At 68.6% G+C, this 16,331-nt stretch carries 15 protein-coding genes; 12 read left to right on the top strand and 3 right to left on the bottom strand.

Annotated features, from left to right (window positions below):
- The first annotated feature begins 170 nt into the window (after positions 1 to 170).
- From EDD90_RS37450 to EDD90_RS37415, 8 genes are all read left to right on the top strand, one after another.
- The gene (locus tag EDD90_RS37450; RefSeq protein ID WP_123977400.1) at positions 171 to 1,331 is read left to right on the top strand and encodes a mandelate racemase/muconate lactonizing enzyme family protein; all 1,161 of its coding nucleotides are present in this window, start codon (positions 171 to 173) and stop codon (positions 1,329 to 1,331) included.
- Positions 1,328 to 2,332 carry a zinc-binding dehydrogenase gene (locus EDD90_RS37445; protein ID WP_123977398.1) on the top strand — a complete coding sequence of 335 codons (1,005 nt, stop codon included), beginning with the start codon at positions 1,328 to 1,330 and terminating at the stop codon, positions 2,330 to 2,332. Before EDD90_RS37450 ends, EDD90_RS37445 begins: the two co-directional genes overlap by 4 nt.
- Before the next feature lie 115 nt (positions 2,333 to 2,447).
- Complete coding sequence (locus EDD90_RS37440) at positions 2,448 to 3,419, top strand: hypothetical protein (RefSeq protein WP_123977396.1); 972 nt, start codon at positions 2,448 to 2,450, stop codon at positions 3,417 to 3,419.
- A gap of 62 nt (positions 3,420 to 3,481) precedes the next feature.
- Positions 3,482 to 4,591 carry a multiple monosaccharide ABC transporter substrate-binding protein gene (gene chvE / locus EDD90_RS37435; RefSeq protein WP_123977394.1) on the top strand — a complete coding sequence of 370 codons (1,110 nt, stop codon included), beginning with the start codon at positions 3,482 to 3,484 and terminating at the stop codon, positions 4,589 to 4,591.
- 42 nt (positions 4,592 to 4,633) lie between these two features.
- A complete protein-coding gene (mmsA, locus tag EDD90_RS37430; RefSeq protein WP_123977392.1) occupies positions 4,634 to 6,184 on the top strand; it encodes a multiple monosaccharide ABC transporter ATP-binding protein in 1,551 nt (516 codons plus the stop codon).
- Positions 6,181 to 7,425 (top strand): multiple monosaccharide ABC transporter permease, encoded by a 1,245-nt coding sequence (mmsB, locus tag EDD90_RS37425; RefSeq protein WP_123977390.1) that lies wholly within the window; start codon positions 6,181 to 6,183, stop codon positions 7,423 to 7,425. Before mmsA ends, mmsB begins: the two co-directional genes overlap by 4 nt.
- A 132-nt stretch (positions 7,426 to 7,557) precedes the next feature.
- Entirely contained in the window at positions 7,558 to 8,712 is a 1,155-nt protein-coding gene (locus tag EDD90_RS37420; RefSeq protein WP_123977388.1) for an aldose epimerase family protein, read from the top strand.
- Positions 8,713 to 8,949: 237 nt separating this feature from the next.
- On the top strand, positions 8,950 to 10,650 hold the full coding sequence (locus EDD90_RS37415; RefSeq protein ID WP_123977386.1) for a histidinol-phosphate transaminase: 1,701 nt from the start codon (positions 8,950 to 8,952) through the stop codon (positions 10,648 to 10,650).
- 464 nt (positions 10,651 to 11,114) lie between these two features.
- On the opposite strand, the gene EDD90_RS37405 is transcribed toward EDD90_RS37415, so the two are convergent.
- The gene (locus EDD90_RS37405; RefSeq protein ID WP_123977384.1) at positions 11,115 to 12,035 is read right to left on the bottom strand and encodes a UTP--glucose-1-phosphate uridylyltransferase; all 921 of its coding nucleotides are present in this window, start codon (positions 12,033 to 12,035) and stop codon (positions 11,115 to 11,117) included.
- Between the two features lie 349 nt (positions 12,036 to 12,384).
- On the opposite strand from EDD90_RS37405, the gene EDD90_RS37400 reads away from it, so the two are divergent.
- Positions 12,385 to 13,143 carry an intradiol ring-cleavage dioxygenase gene (locus tag EDD90_RS37400; RefSeq protein ID WP_123977382.1) on the top strand — a complete coding sequence of 253 codons (759 nt, stop codon included), beginning with the start codon at positions 12,385 to 12,387 and terminating at the stop codon, positions 13,141 to 13,143.
- 41 nt (positions 13,144 to 13,184) lie between these two features.
- On the opposite strand, the gene EDD90_RS37395 is transcribed toward EDD90_RS37400, so the two are convergent.
- Positions 13,185 to 13,649 carry an ATP-binding protein gene (locus tag EDD90_RS37395; protein ID WP_123977380.1) on the bottom strand — a complete coding sequence of 155 codons (465 nt, stop codon included), beginning with the start codon at positions 13,647 to 13,649 and terminating at the stop codon, positions 13,185 to 13,187.
- Between the two features lie 119 nt (positions 13,650 to 13,768).
- Between EDD90_RS37395 and EDD90_RS37390 the strand changes: the two genes are divergently transcribed.
- The 3 genes from EDD90_RS37390 to EDD90_RS37380 all read left to right on the top strand — a co-directional run bounded on the left by EDD90_RS37390 (position 13,769) and on the right by EDD90_RS37380 (position 15,828).
- A complete protein-coding gene (locus EDD90_RS37390; RefSeq protein ID WP_260328378.1) occupies positions 13,769 to 14,599 on the top strand; it encodes a helix-turn-helix transcriptional regulator in 831 nt (276 codons plus the stop codon).
- The gene (locus EDD90_RS37385; RefSeq protein ID WP_123977376.1) at positions 14,596 to 14,853 is read left to right on the top strand and encodes a DUF397 domain-containing protein; all 258 of its coding nucleotides are present in this window, start codon (positions 14,596 to 14,598) and stop codon (positions 14,851 to 14,853) included. Before EDD90_RS37390 ends, EDD90_RS37385 begins: the two co-directional genes overlap by 4 nt.
- A gap of 453 nt (positions 14,854 to 15,306) precedes the next feature.
- The gene (locus EDD90_RS37380) at positions 15,307 to 15,828 is read left to right on the top strand and encodes a hypothetical protein (protein ID WP_123977374.1); all 522 of its coding nucleotides are present in this window, start codon (positions 15,307 to 15,309) and stop codon (positions 15,826 to 15,828) included.
- Here EDD90_RS37380 and EDD90_RS37375 read toward each other — a convergent pair.
- Positions 15,825 to 16,229 carry a nuclear transport factor 2 family protein gene (locus EDD90_RS37375; protein WP_123977372.1) on the bottom strand — a complete coding sequence of 135 codons (405 nt, stop codon included), beginning with the start codon at positions 16,227 to 16,229 and terminating at the stop codon, positions 15,825 to 15,827. The genes EDD90_RS37380 and EDD90_RS37375 overlap by 4 nt on opposite strands.
- Positions 16,230 to 16,331 lie beyond the last annotated feature (102 nt).

The following is a 16,331-nucleotide window of genomic DNA, read 5'->3' as shown; positions in this document are numbered from 1 at the left end:
CATAACCAGGCGCCCTCGTGAAGGTTCTGTGGGGGATCGAAAAAACTCTCGAAAGCCTTGTCGAAACCGTTACCTGTTCGACCCATTGACACCCAGACCGCCCCGTCCTTACTGTCACGCCAGCATTTCGAACGTGTGACGAAATCTCGAACAGCTGAGGGGCAACTGCCGTGCGCATCACCGGAATCAGCACACACGTGGTCGGGACGCCGTGGCGCAACCTGACGTACGTCCAGGTGCACACCGACGAGGGGATCACGGGAGTCGGCGAGACCCGGATGCTCGGTCACACCGACGCGCTGATCGGCTACCTGCGGGAGGCGGAGGCGAATCACATTCTCGGTTCGGACCCGTTCGCAGTGGAAGACCTCGTACGCCGCATGAAGTACGGCGACTACGGCCGGGCGGGCGAGATCGTCATGTCCGGCATCGCCGTGATCGAGATGGCCTGCTGGGACATCAAGGGCAAGGCCCTGGGCGTGCCGGTGTGGCAGCTGCTGGGCGGCAAGGTGACCGACAAGGTCAAGGCGTACGCCAACGGCTGGTACACCACCGAGCGGACGCCGGAGGCCTACCACAAGGCCGCCCAGGGGGTGATCGAGCGCGGGTACAAGGCGCTGAAGATCGACCCGTTCGGCACCGGGCACTTCGAGCTCGACCACGAGCAGACGCTGTACTCCGTGTCGCTGATCGAGGCCGTGCGGGACGCCATCGGCCCGGACGCCGAGCTGATGCTGGAGATGCACGGCCGCTTCTCCCCCGCCACCGCCGTCCGGCTGGCGCGCGAGCTCGCGCCCTTCAAGCCGGCCTGGCTGGAGGAGCCCTGCCCGCCGGAGAACCTGAAGGCGCTGGAGAAGGTCGCCGCCAAGGTCGACATCCCGGTCGCCACGGGTGAGCGCATCCACGACCGCATCGAGTTCCGCGAGCTTTTCGAAAGCCAGGCCGTGGACATCATCCAGCCGGACGTCGGCCATATCGGTGGTATCTGGGAGACGCGGAAGCTCGCCGCCACCGCCGAGACGCACTACGTACTGGTCGCTCCGCACAACGTCGGCGGCTCGGTGCTGACCGCCGCCTCCCTCCAGGTCGGGTTCACCTCCCCGAACTTCAAGATCCTGGAGCACTTCAACGACTTCGCCGACGCCGAGATCAAGAAGATCGTCAAGGGCGCGCCCGAGGTGATCGACGGGTACTTCCACCTGTCCGACGCGCCGGGGCTCGGGGTCGAGTTCGACGCCGACGCGGCCGCCGAGTTCCCGCAGCAGCAGGCCCGGTTCGACCTCTGGGCGGACGGCTGGGAGCAGCGCAAGCCCAAGGGGACGTCGAAGTGAGCTCCCAGGTCGTCGTCGAGGCGCCGGGCGCCCACCGGGTCGAGGAGCACACGCCCCGCGAGCCCGGTCCCGGCGAGGCGCTGGTCGCCGTGCACGCGGTCGGGATTTGCGGAAGCGACCGCGAGGTGTACCAGGGGAACCGGCCCGAGGGGTACGTCCGTTACCCGCTCACGCCCGGCCACGAGTGGTCGGGGACGGTGCGGGCGGTGGGCGCCGGGGTGCCGGCCGGTCTGGTCGGCCGCAAGGTCGTCGGCGAGGGCTTCCGCAACTGCCAGGTCTGCGACCGCTGCCACGCCGGTGAGACCACCCTGTGCACCGACGGCTACGAGGAGACCGGCTTCACCCAGCCGGGCGCCATGGCCGCCACCCTGACCCTGCCGGCCCGTCTGCTGCACGTCCTGCCGGACGACGCGGACCTCACCGCCGCCGCCCTCCTGGAGCCCGCCGCCTGTATCGCGGCGGCCGCTCTGAAGGGCAACGCCCAGCCGGGCGAGCGGGTGGCGGTGGTCGGCACCGGGACGCTGGGCATGTTCGCCGTGCAGTTCCTGAAGGCGATCTCGCCGGGCGAACTGCTGGTGGTCGGGACCCGGAACGACCGGGAGGCCCTCTCCCGCCAGTTCGGGGCGACCGACTTCCGTACCAAGGACCAGGAACTCCCGGACGACTTCGACGTCGTCATCGAGACCGCCGGGTCCGCGTCCGCCGCGCGCACCGCTGCCTCCCTGCTCAGGCGTGGCGGACGCCTGGTTCTGACCGGCATCCCGGCCGCGGGCGCCGACGGTCTCGACCCGACCGACCTCGTCGTACGGCAGCTGGAGGTGCACACCGTCTTCGGGGCACCGCCGGACGCCTGGGCGCACACGGTGCGGGTCTTCGGGGCCGGACTTCTCGACCCGTCGCCGCTGGTCACGCACGAGCTGCCGTTGACCGAGTTCCCGCAGGCCATCGAGCTGGTGGGGGCCGGTGATCCGAAGGTGGGCAAGGTGCTGCTCCGCCCCTGAGTCGTACGCCGGCCGCGGCGTGCCCTGACCTCGCCGTGGCCGGCGTACCACCAAGCCGTTTTTTCTACCCCGAGCCGCGAACCTTGTCCGAAATACCGAACATGAAGGACAGCTTGTGACGACCGACGCTTCCGTTACGGCGGCCCGCCGACCCGGTGAGCAGGCGCTCGCCGCCCTCGGCCTGGGTGCGCCCGCCCTCGACCCCGCCGACGCCTCCGCCCACAGCTTCCCGGGCGGCGGCAAGTGGCGCACCGAGATCCCCTCCTGCGAGGGTCCCGAGGCGCTTGCCGTCGTACTCAAGGAGTCCTCGCGCCTGGACGTGCCGATCCACCGGATCAGCCAGGGCAGCGGCGTGTGGATGCTCACCGACGCCGAGATCACCGAGATGGTCGACGCCACGGGCGAACGGGACATCGAGCTCTGCCTGTTCACCGGCCCGCGCGGCACCTGGGACATCGGCGGCTCGGTGCGCTCCGACTCGCGGGGGGCCGGACTGCGCGCACGCGGCCACGACGCCGTCGCCGGCTGTGTCGAAGACGCGGTCCGGGCAACGGAGTTGGGCGTCAAGTGCCTGCTCGTCGCCGACGAGGGCGTGCTGTGGACGCTGCACCGGGCGCGGGAGGCCGGGATCATCCCGGCCGACACCACGCTGAAGGTCTCGGCGCTGATCGGTCCGGTCAACCCGGCTTCGTACTCCGTCTTCGAGCACCTCGGCGCCGACTCCGTCAACGTCCCCAGCGACCTGACGCTCGATCACCTCACCGAGATCCGCCGGGTGTCCGGCGCCCCCATGGACATGTACATCGAGGCCCCCGACGACCTCGGCGGCTACATCCGGATGTACGAGGTCGCCGAACTGATCCGGCGCGGCGCGCCGGTCTACCTGAAGTTCGGTCTGTCCAAGGCCCCCGGTATCTACCCGTACGGCAACCACCTGCGGGACCTGACCCTGAACACCGCCAAGGAGCGGGTGCGGCGCGGCCGGCTCGCCCTCGACCTGCTCGCCCGGCACGGCGCGGACGGCGGCATGGCCCCGCTCGGCTCCCGGCTGCCGGGGCCGCTCAACCGCTTTCCGGTCGGCGCCTGAACCGCCGACGGACAAGACCCAGCACAGCCCCTCTCAACGACGAGACGAACAGGACTGATCACATGCGCAACCGCAGAGCCGCACTGACCGCCATAGCCGGGGCCGCCTCCCTCGCTCTCACCCTGTCCGCCTGTGGCCAGAGCGGCACGGGCGGCAGCAAGGAGTCCGGTGGCAGCGCCAAGGGCGGCACCATCGGCATCGCCATGCCCACCAAGTCCTCCGAACGCTGGATCAACGACGGCAACAACGTCGTCAAGGACCTGACGTCCAAGGGCTACAAGACCAAGCTGGTCTACGGCGAGGACGACCCGGACACCCAGGTCTCGCAGATCGAGAACCTGATCACGCAGGGCGTCAAGGGCCTGATCATCGCGGCCATCGACAACAAGTCCCTGAACAACGTGCTCAAGGAGGCCGCGGACGCCAACATCCCGGTCATCGCCTACGACCGGCTGATCCTCGGCACCAAGAACGTCGACTACTACGCGTCCTTCGACAACACGAAGGTCGGTGTCCTCCAGGGCACCTACATCGTGCACAAGCTGGGCCTGGACAGCGGCAAGAAGGGCCCGTTCAACATCGAGCTGTTCGCCGGCTCGAACGACGACAACAACACCAAGTACTTCTTCAACGGTGCGATGAGCGTGCTCCAGCCGTACATCGACAAGAAGCAGCTGGTGGTCCAGTCGAAGCAGACCGCGCTGAACCAGGTCACCACGCTGCGCTGGGACGGCGCGACCGCGCAGAAGCGCATGGAGGACATCCTCACCTCCTCCTACAAGTCGGGCAAGGTCGACGCGGTGCTCTCGCCGTACGACGGCATCTCGATCGGCATCATCGCCGCGCTGAAGTCGGACGGCTACGGCTCCTCCAGCCAGCCGCTGCCCGTCATCACAGGCCAGGACGCCGAGCTGGCCTCGGTGAAGTCGATCATCGCGGGCGAGCAGACGCAGACCGTCTACAAGGACACCCGTCAGCTCGCCAAGGTCGCCGCGACCATGGTCGACGACGTGCTGAACAAGAAGACCCCGCAGACCAACGACACCAAGACGTACGACAACGGGTCCAAGGTCGTCCCCGCGATGCTGCTGCAGCCGGTGAGCGTCGACAAGACCAACTACGAGGACGTCCTGGTCAAGGGCGGCTACTACACGGACGCCGAGCTCAAGTAGTCCGCCGGTCCTGACCCACACGTACTGATTGGAAGGCAGACCATGGCGGGACCCGTCCTGGAAATGCGCTCGATCGTCAAGACCTTTCCCGGCGTCAAGGCGCTGTCGGACGTCACCCTGACCGTCCGCCAGGGCGAGGTCCACGCCATCTGCGGGGAGAACGGCGCCGGTAAGTCGACCCTGATGAAGGTCCTCTCCGGCGTCCATCCGCACGGCAGTTACGAGGGCGAGATCCTCTTCGAGGGTGAGCTCTGCGAGTTCGGCGACATCCGGGCGAGCGAGCAGCGCGGCATCGTGATCATCCACCAGGAGCTGGCGCTGTCGCCGTACCTCTCGCTGGCGGAGAACATCTTCCTCGGCAACGAACACGCCAAGGGCGGGTTCATCGACTGGCGGGAGACCCTGCGGCACGCCACCGAACTGCTGCGCCGGGTGGGTCTGGACGACCACCCGGAGACCCGTGTCACCGACATCGGCGTGGGCAAGCAGCAGCTCGTGGAGATCGCGAAGGCGCTCTCGAAGAAGGTGAAGCTGCTCATCCTCGACGAGCCGACCGCGGCTCTGAACGACGAGGACAGCGGCAAACTCCTCGACCTGATCCTGGAGTTGAAGAACCAGGGCATCACCTCGATCATCATCTCGCACAAGCTCAACGAGATCCGCAAGGTCGCCGACTCGGTCACGATCATCCGGGACGGCCACTCCATCGAGACCCTCGACGTGAAGTCGAAGGACACGACCGAGGAGCGGATCATCTCGGGCATGGTGGGCCGCGACCTGGACCACCGCTTCCCCGAACGCACCCCCTACGAGGGCGAGAAGGACGCGGCGCCGGCCCTGGAGATCCGCAACTGGACCGTGCGGCACCCGATCGACCAGGAGCGCAAGGTCGTCGACGACGTGTCGATCGACGTCCGGCGCGGTGAGATCGTCGGCATCGCGGGCCTGATGGGCGCCGGCCGCACCGAACTGGCGATGAACGTCTTCGGGCGGACCTACGGCCGCTACGACGGCGGCACCGTGCTCAAGGACGGCACGGAGATCCGTACCAAGTCGGTCGCCGAGGCGGTCGGGCACGGCATCGCGTATGTCACCGAGGACCGCAAGCACTACGGCCTCAACCTCATCGACACCATCAACCGCAACATCTCCCTGACCGCGCTGGCCAAGGTCGCCAGGCGCGGGATCGTGGACGAGCACGAGGAGCGGCAGGTCTCCGAGGGCTACCGCAAGTCCATGAACATCAAGGCGCCGACGGTGTTCGAGCCGGTGGGCAAGCTGTCGGGCGGCAACCAGCAGAAGGTCGTCCTCAGCAAGTGGATCTTCGCCGGTCCGGACGTGCTGATCCTGGACGAGCCGACCCGCGGTATCGACGTGGGCGCCAAGTACGAGATCTACACGGTCATCGACCAGCTCGCCGCCCAGGGCAAGGCGGTCGTCTTCATCTCCTCCGAGCTGCCCGAGCTGCTCGGCATGTGCGACCGCATCTACACCATGGCCGCGGGCCGCCTGACCGGTGAGGTGCCCAGGGCCGAGGCCACGCAGGAAGTGCTGATGCGCCATATGACGAAGGACAAAGAGGTAACGCGATGAGCACGGATGTCACCGCAACGAGCCCGGCGCCCGCGCCGCCGGGCAAGAGCGGATCGGCCGCCGACGGGAACCTGCTCCAGCTGGTCCTCGGCGGGCTGCGCCGCAACATGCGCCAGTACGGCATGCTGATCGCGCTCGGTCTGATCGTCGCCCTGTTCGCGGTGTGGACCAACGGCGACCTGCTGCTGCCGCGCAACGTCTCCAACCTGGTCCTGCAGAACAGCTACATCCTGATCCTCGCCATCGGCATGATGATGGTGATCATCGCCGGGCACATCGACCTGTCGGTCGGCTCGCTGACGGCGTTCGTGGGTGCCTTCGCGGCCGTGCTGACGGTGAACCACGGGATCGCCTGGCCGATCGCGCTCATCATGTGTCTGGCGATGGGTGCCGTGGCCGGCGCGGTGCAGGGTGTGCTGATCGCCTACCTGGGCATACCGTCGTTCATCGTCACCCTCGCCGGGATGCTGCTCTTCCGCGGTCTCACCGAGATCCTGCTCCAGGGGCAGACCATCGGCCCGTTCCCGAACGGCCTGCAGAACCTGGGCAACGGCTTCCTGCCCGAGGTCGGCCCGCACACGAACTACCACAACATCACGCTGCTGCTGGGCATCGTGCTGATCGTCGCCGTGGTCTGGCAGGAGTTCCGCGACCGGCGCCGCCAGCAGGAGTTCGCCCTGGAGGTACCGCCCACCCGGCTGTTCCTGCTCAAGCTGACGGCCCTGGGCGCCGCGATCCTCGTCCTCACCATGCTGCTCGCCAGCTACAAGGGCGCCCCGATCATCCTGATCGTGCTGGGCGCGCTGGTCGTCGGCTACGGCTATGTGATGCGCAACGCGGTCTTCGGCCGGCACATCTACGCGATCGGCGGCAACCTGCCGGCCGCGAAGCTGTCCGGCGTCAAGGACAAGAAGGTCACCTTCTACGTCTTCCTGAACATGGGCGTGCTCGCGGCCCTGGCCGGTCTGGTGGTAGCAGCCCGGCTGAACGCGGCCTCGCCGAAGGCGGGCGACGGCTTCGAACTGGAGGCGATCGCCTCCTCGTTCATCGGCGGCGCCTCCATGAGCGGCGGTGTCGGCACCATCCTCGGTGCCATCATCGGCGGTCTCGTCCTCGGCGTGCTGAACAACGGTATGAATCTCCTCAGCGTCGGCACCGACTGGCAGCAGGTCATCAAGGGCCTCGCCCTGCTCGCGGCGGTCGGGTTCGACGTGTGGAACAAGCGCAAGTCCGGTTCGTAAGTCAGCGACGACGCTCCGCTGGGAAGGCCGTACGAATCTGCGGGCCGTGTGTGGCTGGTCGCGCAGTTCCCCGCGCCCCTTTGGGGCGCGGGTCCAGCGGGCGTCTTTCACCTCATTCACGGGAGCCGCTACATGGAACTGAACAGACGCACGGTCATCGCAGGAGCCGCGGCGGCGGGCATCGCCGCCACCACCCTCGGCACGGGCACGGCCGAGGCCGCCTCGGGAGGCAGGAAGCCGGTGAAGGAGTCCTTCGGGAAGCTCGCCGACGGCACGAAGATCTACCGCTGGTCGCTGGAGAACGGCGGCACCCGCCTGAAGGTCCTCAACTGGGGCGGTGTCGTCCAGAGCCTGGAGATCCCGGACCGGCGCGGCCACTACGGCAACGTGGTCAACGGCTTCGACAACATCGACGACTACGTCGCCAAGTCCCCGTACTTCGGCGCCCTCATCGGCCGCTACGGCAACCGCATAGCCAAGGGCCAGTTCACCCTCGACGGCAAGTCCTACCAGCTCTCCGTCAACGACGGCGTGAACAGCCTGCACGGCGGCAGCCAGGGCTTCGACAAGCACGTCTGGGACGTCGAGCCGTTCGTCAAGGGCTCGGACGTCGGCCTGCACCTGCACTACACCAGCGTCGACGGGGAGATGGGCTACCCGGGCACGCTCAAGGCGAAGGTGACGTACACCCTCACCCGGCGCGGCGAGTGGATCATCGACTACGAAGCCACCACCGACAAGGCCACGGTCGTCAACCTCACCAGCCACGTCTACTGGAACCTCGCCGGCGAGGGCAGCGGCACGATCGAGGACCACGAGCTCACGATCGCCGCGGGCCGCTACACGCCGACCGACTCCGGCCTGATCCCCACCGGTGAGCTGGCCACCGTCCACGGCACCCCGTTCGACTTCCGCGAGACGAAGGCGATCGGCCGCGACATCCGCGCCGGCCACGTCCAGCAGGTGCAGGCCAAGGGCTACGACCACAACTGGGTCCTGGACAAGGGCATCACCGCCAAGCCCGAGCACGTGGCCACGCTGCGCGACCCGCGCTCCGGCCGCACGCTGAAGATCGCGACGGACCAGCCCGGTCTGCAGTTCTACTCCGGCAACTTCCTCGACGGCACGCTGACGGGCACGGGCGGCCGCACCTACCGCCAGGGTGACGCCCTGTGCCTGGAGACGCAGCACTTCCCCGACTCGCCGAACCACTCGAACTTCCCGTCGACGGTACTGCGGCCGGGGCAGGTCTACAGGACTCGGACGGTTCACACGTTCGACGCCTGAGGTTGTGGGGAGCTGCGTGACCGGTAAGGGGCCGGGCACGCAGCTCCCCGCTCCCCGTTCTGGGGCGTGTCGCACAGCCGGGCCACAAGAAGGAACGTAAACTCACACTTTTTTCACACTGGTTGAACAGGGCCACAGCGCCCTCCGTATTCAGGGGTGGCCCGTGCTCCCCCGCGCGGGCCGCCCAAGCGACGGGCCCGGACGTCCCCATCGGGCCCGCCTCATACCGGAGGTTCAATGGCCGGCAACGTCACCTCGTTGTTCCGCAGCGGTGCTCACAGCCCGTCGATGGCGGCGCTGGCGCGCGAAGGAGGCGACGGGACCGGGCCGGTTGACTTCTGCATCCCCTGCAACCCCTACTTCCCCACTCCGGCCATGATGGAAACGATGGCGGCCCGGCTGAAGGACATCATCACCTTCTACCCGTCCAGCGCCGACACCATCACCGCCGAGCTCTGCAACCTCCTCCAGCTCCCCCCGCAGGCCGTGGCCATGGGCAACGGGTCCACCGAGCTGATCACCTGGATCGACCACCTGCTGGTCCGCGAGTCCCTCGCCATCCCCGTCCCCACGTTCGGCCGCTGGACCGACCAGCCGATGGAGACCGGCAAGCGGGTCGACATGTTCCCGCTCCAGGAGTCCAACGGCTTCGTCCTGGACCTCGCGCAGTACGCCGACTTCATCCGCAAACGGGGCACCAAGGTCGCCGTCATCTGCAACCCCAACAACCCCGACGGCGGCTTCATCCACAAGCAGGCCCTGGTGCAGTTCATGGACGCCATGGCCGACCTGGACCTGATCGTCATCGACGAGTCGTTCCTGGAGTTCGCCGACGCCGAGCAGGAGCCGAGCGTCGTGCAGGAGGCGATGCTCCGGCCCAACGTCATCGTGCTGCGCAGCCTCGGCAAGAACTTCGGCCTGCACGGCATCCGGTTCGGCTACATGGTCGCCAACCCCTCGCTGGCCGGCAAGGTCCGCTCGATGCTGCCGAAGTGGAACCTCAACGCGTTCGCCGAGTACGTCGTCTTCATGCTCAAGGAGCACGGCGCCGAGTACGCGCAGAGCCTGCTCCAGATCCGCAAGGACCGGCTGGAGATGGCCAGCCAGCTCTCCGTCCTGCCCGGTCTGACCGTCTACCCCTCGCAGGGCAACTTCCTCTTCGTGCGCCTTCCCGTCGGCGCCGAGGGCACGGTGGTCCGGGACCGGATGCTCACCGAGCACCGGATCCTGGTCCGCGAGTGCGGCAACAAGATCGGGTCTTCCAGCCGCTTCCTGCGTCTCGTGGTGCGCCCCGAAGTGGACGTACGTCGCCTGGTGTCCGCCATGGAACAGGTGCTCTACGGGACCAGGAGGGGAGCCGCCGTGCCCGAGCTGGGCACAGGGACCAGCTACAGCTCGGGTACGGCGGCGGTTGACCGGCTGGTGAGCGCGACCAACGGGGCCGGGATGCAGCTCGCGCAGGCCGTCGGCGCGGGGCCCGTCCCGGGACTGGCCGCGGCTCCGGCCATGGCTCCCGCCATGGCACCGGCGATGGCTCCCGCCATGGGGCCGGGTCTGACCGCGGCCCCGGCCGCCGGTGTCGGCATGCCGCTCCCCGTCGCCGGTCCGCCGGCCGGGATGCCGATGCCGGCGGCGGCCGCGCCGATGATGGCGCCGCAGCCGATGATGGCGCCGGTGATGGCTCCGACGCCGGCTCCCGCGATGGCGCCCGCTGCCGCGATGGCGCCCGCTCCGGCGCCCATGCAGATGCCGGCGCCTCCGATGACCGGGCCGACTCCGCCGGGGGTTCCGGCGCGGGGTGGGTTGACCGCGGCGCAGGTGCGGGGGGCTACCGCCCCCGCCCCTGCCCAGGCGCCGGGGTTGCAGCCGGCTTCGCCTACCGGGTGGCCGAATGCGCAGAGCTGGCCCAATGCGGCGGGGATGGGGCAGGCCGGTTAGGGCTTCGCCGTCGGGGTGCGGTGCGTGGCCGTGGCCGGGTGCGGGTTGTCCATGGCCGGTCGCGCAGCTCTCCGCGCCCCTTTCGGGAAGCTGGGCGGGCCTGGTGAAGCCGGCTACGGAACCGTACCGGGCAACCGGATCTCGCCGCCGCGCCGCAGGTGCTCGGCGACCAGGTCTCGTACGAGTTCCTGCCGGGGGTAGACGGTATGAACCTCGCCCTGCCCCAACTTCCCGTAGTTCAGGGCGAATTCACCACGGTCGCTGCGGAACAGGCAGGTGGTGCGGGTCTTGCCGAGAGCGGGCCGAACGGCACGGTGCCCGTCCGCGCGACATGCGGACGGGCACCGGATCGAGCGCCGGGCAGGCCTTGCACCTGCATTTCCCCGCAGGAAGCGGGGCGTCTTTCCTTGGACCACCAACGCAGCACCAGCCACCGGGATTTGCGGCGACCAGCTCTGAGAAGATCATACCGTACGCGGCGAGCCGTCCTGTCCCTCGTCGAGCTGGCGGACCAGGCGGCGCAGCACCGGCCCGTACTCGGGGTGGGCCAGGGCGGAGGCCATCTGGGCGACGAGGTAGTCCGCCGGGTTGCCGGTGTCGTACCACCGCCCCTGGATGACCTGCCCGTAGACGGCGCGGCTGTGGGCGTAGGCGTTGATGGCGTCGGTCAGGTACACCTCGCCGGTCCGGCGCTCGTACCAGCGGCGGGTCTGCTCGCGCAGCTCGTCGATGATGCCGGGGGTGACGACATAGCCGCCGATGGCCGCGTACGGGGAGGGTGCGTCGGCCGGGTCGGGCTTCTCGACCAGGCCGGTGATGCGCAGCTGGCCGTCGCCGAGGTCCTCCTTGACTATGGGCACGCCGTAACGCTGGGAGTCGGCGGGGTCCATGGGAAGCAGGGCGAGCACCGGGCAGCCGGTCTGCTCGTAGGCGCGGATCAGCTGCTGGGCCCGGGGGACTTCGGCGACGAAGACGTCGTCCGGCCACAGGACCAGGACGGGTTCGTCACCGAAGGCGCGGGCGGCGTTCAGCACGGGGGTGCCGTTGCCGTAGGGGCCGTACTGGTCGAGGTAGGTGATGTGGCCGCGGCGGGCCAGTTCGGCGACTTCCTCGACCGCGTCCGCGTAGGCGGCCTTCCCGTCGTTGCGAAGCTGTTCGACGAGCGCGGGATTGGGCCGGAAGTGGTCCTGGATGAGGCTCTTGCCGCCGGACACGACGATGGTGATGTCGGTGATGCCCGAGTCCACCAGCTCGCGCACGGTGTGCTCGATCACCGGTTTGTCGCCGACCGGGAGCATCTCCTTCGGCGTGGCCTTGGTCAGCGGCAGCAGGCGGGAGCCGAGACCGGCGGCGGGGATCACGGCCCTGCGGATCGTCGGGGACATCACGTCTCTCTCGGTCGGACGGCACGGATACGCTGACGCTACCAACGGACCCTGTCCGACCTGGGAAAGGTACGCATCCCGGGGCTTTCACCGAGACGATTTCCGGGCGAAGTCGAGATAGAGGCGGACGGCCGGCTCCAGTCTCGGGGTGGGACCGAGATGGTGGTCGAGGACGGGCGCGCCGCGGGCAGGGACCTGTTGTTCGTCAGCCATGCGAGCGCGGATCGGGGGTGGGCGGAGTGGTTTCGGTTGAGGTTCAACTCGGCTGTCTCATCCGCGGACTTGACGGTTGCCCACTTTGCACAACTGACAGGCTGCGAACAGAAACCCTTCCTACGATGCCGTGTCCATGACAGAAACTTCAGAGGACGCCCGCTCCGTCGGGCGCCGTACCGTACTCGTCGCCACCGGTACGACCGCCGCTGCCCTGGCCGTAGGCGCAGCGGTCTCGACCGAGGCCCCCGCGGCAGTCGCCGCTCCCAACGTCCGGCCGGCCGCCGCCGCGGCGGTCTGCACCCTCACGGAGGAACAGACCGAAGGCCCCTACTACCTCGACGGGGCACTGGTCCGCACGAACATCACCGAAGGCAAGTCGGGCATCGCGCTCAGCCTCGCCCTCACCGTCGTCAACTCCGCCTGCACCGTCATCCCGAACGCACTGGTCGAGGTCTGGCACGCCGACGCGCTCGGCGAGTACTCCGGCTATGTCGGCAACAACGGCCACAGCGAGAGCGACGACGGCACCTTCCTGCGCGGCGGGGTCCTCACCAACTCCAGCGGCGTCGCCAACATCACCACCATCTACCCGGGTTGGTACCAGGGCCGCTGCATCCACATCCACGTGAAGGTCCACACGGGCGTCACCCTGACCTCCGACGGCTCCTTCAGCGGCGGTACGACCGTGCACACCGGTCAGCTCTTCATCGACGAGACCATCACCACGGCCGTCGCGAAGGTCTCGCCGTACTCGACCAACACGGTCACCCGCACCACCCTCTCGGGCGACTCGGTCTACGACGGCGGCGGCGCCTCCTCCGGCCTCCTGACCGTCACCGGCTCCACCTCCGCCGGCTACACCGGCACGCTCACCCTCGGCGTCTCCAGCTGACGCCACGGGCCCCGGGGAAGGTGCGTCCCCCGGGGCCCGCCTCAGCGTCTGCGGCGCAGCGGCAGGTCCACCTCGGCCCGCACGGCCTTGCCGGGCGCGTCACCGCACTCCCGGTCCAGCACCTCCCACCGGTCGGCCAGCGCGTCCACGAGCACGAGCCCGCGCCCGCCGTCGTCCAGCGGCCGAGGCGGCCGTACGACCCCCGGTGCGGACGGCCGTCGGTCGGCCCAGGTGTCGGTGACCTCGACGCGCACGCTCCCCGTCACCAGGGCCAGCCGCAACTCGAAGTCCCTTCCGGGCACCCGTCCGTGCGTCACGGCGTTCGCGGCCAGCTCCGCGACGATCACCGAGACCTTGTCGATCACCTCCGGCGCCGCGAACCTGCCTCCCCACACGTGGAGTTGAGCGACGGCGAGATGGCGGGCCAGCCGGGCGCCACGCGGGGTGGCACTGAGCCGCTGGGCGAATGTCCGACTCACGGTGACCGTGGTGGGGGGAGCTTCCATGCGCCCAATCTGGCCTGCGGAAAGGCCACTTCTCCAGGTGGGAGCCGCGTACGCCCGAACCGCGTACGCGGTCACTGACTGGACCGTACCAGTAACTGACTGTCACCATAGGGTCGGAGGTGGCCTACGTGGGCGATGGATGCGAACCGGAGCCGTCGGACAGTCTGCGGACCTTCGGGGCGGTGGTCCAGGCGTTGCGCGAGCACGCCGGACTGAGCAGGGAGGAGTTCGGGGAGCGAGTGCGGTTCTCCAAACATACGGTGGCGTCCATCGAGTTGGGCCGCCGGATGCCGGACCAGTCCTTCGTGGAGGCGGCGGAGGCCGCGCTGGGCGACACGGGGGCCTTGCGGCGGGCGGCCGCGCATCTGGCACGGCAGCCGGGGTTGGCGGCTTGGTTCCGGCAGTGGGCTCGGATGGAGAAGGCAGCGATCAGCCTGTTCAACTACGAGTGCAGGATGATCCCCGGCTTGTTGCAGACAGAGGCTTACGCACGGCAACTGTTCGCCGACGAGCTTCCCCCGCTGTCCGACGAGCAGATCGAGGTCAGCTGGACAGCACGGGCCGAACGGCAACTGCTGCTATGGGAGCGACCGAACACCGCCTTCAGCTTCATCCTGGAAGAGCACGCGCTCCTCCGTCGGACCGGCGGGACGGAGGTGACGCGCGCGGCCATTGAACGCCTTCTGGAAATGCTCACGTTGCGGAACATCGAGATCCAGATCATGCCGCTTGTCCAGAGGTCGCACGCAGGCCTGCACGGGCCGATCGCCCTGCTGGAAACGCCCGAGCACAAGTGGTTCGGCTACAGCGAAGGGCAGGAGAACGGACAGATGATCGCCAACCCTCAAGTGGTCAGCGTGCTGCACAGCAGGTATGCCAGGATTCGTTCACAGGCTCTCACCATCGAGGACTCCGCGAGCCTGTTGGAACGGATGCGAGGGGACTTATGAGCACATCCGGCCTGGCCTGGTTCAAGAGCAGTTACAGCAGCGGATCCGGCGACAACTGCATCGAAGTCGCCCTCTCCTGGCGCAAGTCCAGCTACAGCAGCGGCGGCGACGGTGACTGCGTGGAAGTCGCCGCCCGCCCCACCACCATCCACGTCCGCGACTCCAAGAGCCCACAGGGCCCGCAGCTCACCCTCTCCCCCGCCACCTGGGCCGGCTTCCTCACGTACGCGGGGATGCGGTCGCCCGAGTCCTGACCTGCTTGAACCAGGCGTCCGACACGGCCTTCGGGACCGTGCCGGTCAGGCCGCCCTCCTTGATGAAGGCGAGTGCCCCGTTGTAGGCGCAGCCGTCGGACTGGTGGCTGAGCTTCTTGTCGGTGGACGCGTCGATGAGGGCTCGGTGCTGCCCTTGCGGGTCACCCGGAAGCGGACCGTGCCGAGATCGGGGCCCACGTCGTCCGACAGCCGCAGTACGAAGCTCGTGATGCCCTCGTCCCGCAGCCGGTCCTCGACGCACCTGTCGTGCGCGCACAGTTGGGCGGAGGCCCCGGCGACACCACCGAGCACCCGCGCGTACCTGATCGGGCTCACCGCTTCTTCCCCCTTACGGAAGCACCTTCTCCGCCAGGGAGTTGTCGGTGAAGACTACGCGGCACGCGCCGTCACCTGGGGGTATCTTCCCCAGGTTCGCGGTGCGATGATCACCTGATGAGACATCGAAGACGGGCCCTGCTGCTCCTCCTCACCGCCGCTCTCCTCACCTCGTGCTCCGGCTCCGGGGGTACGGCCCTGGAGGGCGATGCGAAGGCCTCGGACCTCGCCGGGTACGACCATGCCCAGGTCGGCAAGGAGTACTGGGTGACCATGCCCCAGATGTCGAACAAGTCGGGGAAGCCGCTCACCGTCCTGAGCGCGGAGATCGCCCATGTCCCGGCCGGGCTGCGGATCACGGGGTACCGGGTCGCCGACGCCGGCACCGGCGGTCACCCGATCGGGGTGATACCCGTCGGCGCCGACAGCGCCGGCGATCACAAGGGGGATTCCATCCCGGTCACGGCGCACGGCATGTCGAGCCTGTACTACGAGGCCCGGGTCAAGGTGACCGGTGCCGTGCACGGGGACCTGTCCACCTGCCGCTACGAGTACCGGCAGGGTTCCGCCACTTACCACCAGGATCTCGGCTGCGACACCCGGATCCGTCTCGGCACGGCTCTCCCTGTCGAAGGCTAGTCGTGCGCCTCGGGGTCGAAGCCCTCGGGCGCCCGGTCGAGGAAGACCGAGACGGAGCTGATCCGGCCGTCCTCGTCGAGGTGCAGGACGTCGGTTCCGGTGGCGAAGGACGTGTCGGCGTCGTCGCCGGTCAGGATCTCCCACCGGAGCCGTGCCCGGCCGTGGTGCACCTGGGGCTGTTCGCGCAGGCGGAACGTGACCGTGCCCATGTGGGCGGCGAACTGGTCGCGGAAGTCGATCAACGCCTGTGCCCCGGTGAGGATCCCGATCTGCGCGCGGTACTCGACGCCGTCGGTGAAGGCGGCTTCGGCGCATGCGCGCTGCTCCCGCTCGACGCCGGTGTTCCAGAACCGTACGTACTGCGCCAGTTGTTCGTGGGCGTCGACGGTGGTCTCGGTCATGGTGGTGCTCCCTTCGTCGCGAACTGCGCTTCCGTGTCCCGACTCTGAGGGCGCGGGGCGAGCGCTGTCGATGACCTGCGAGGTCATTGCCGTGGCCCGTAC

It is taken from the genome of Streptomyces sp. Ag109_O5-1 (assembly GCF_003814875.1).
GTDB lineage: Bacteria > Actinomycetota > Actinomycetes > Streptomycetales > Streptomycetaceae > Streptomyces > Streptomyces sasae.
The sequence above is the reverse complement of the archived record's forward strand: the minus strand, read 5'-3'. Positions and strand labels throughout refer to the sequence as shown.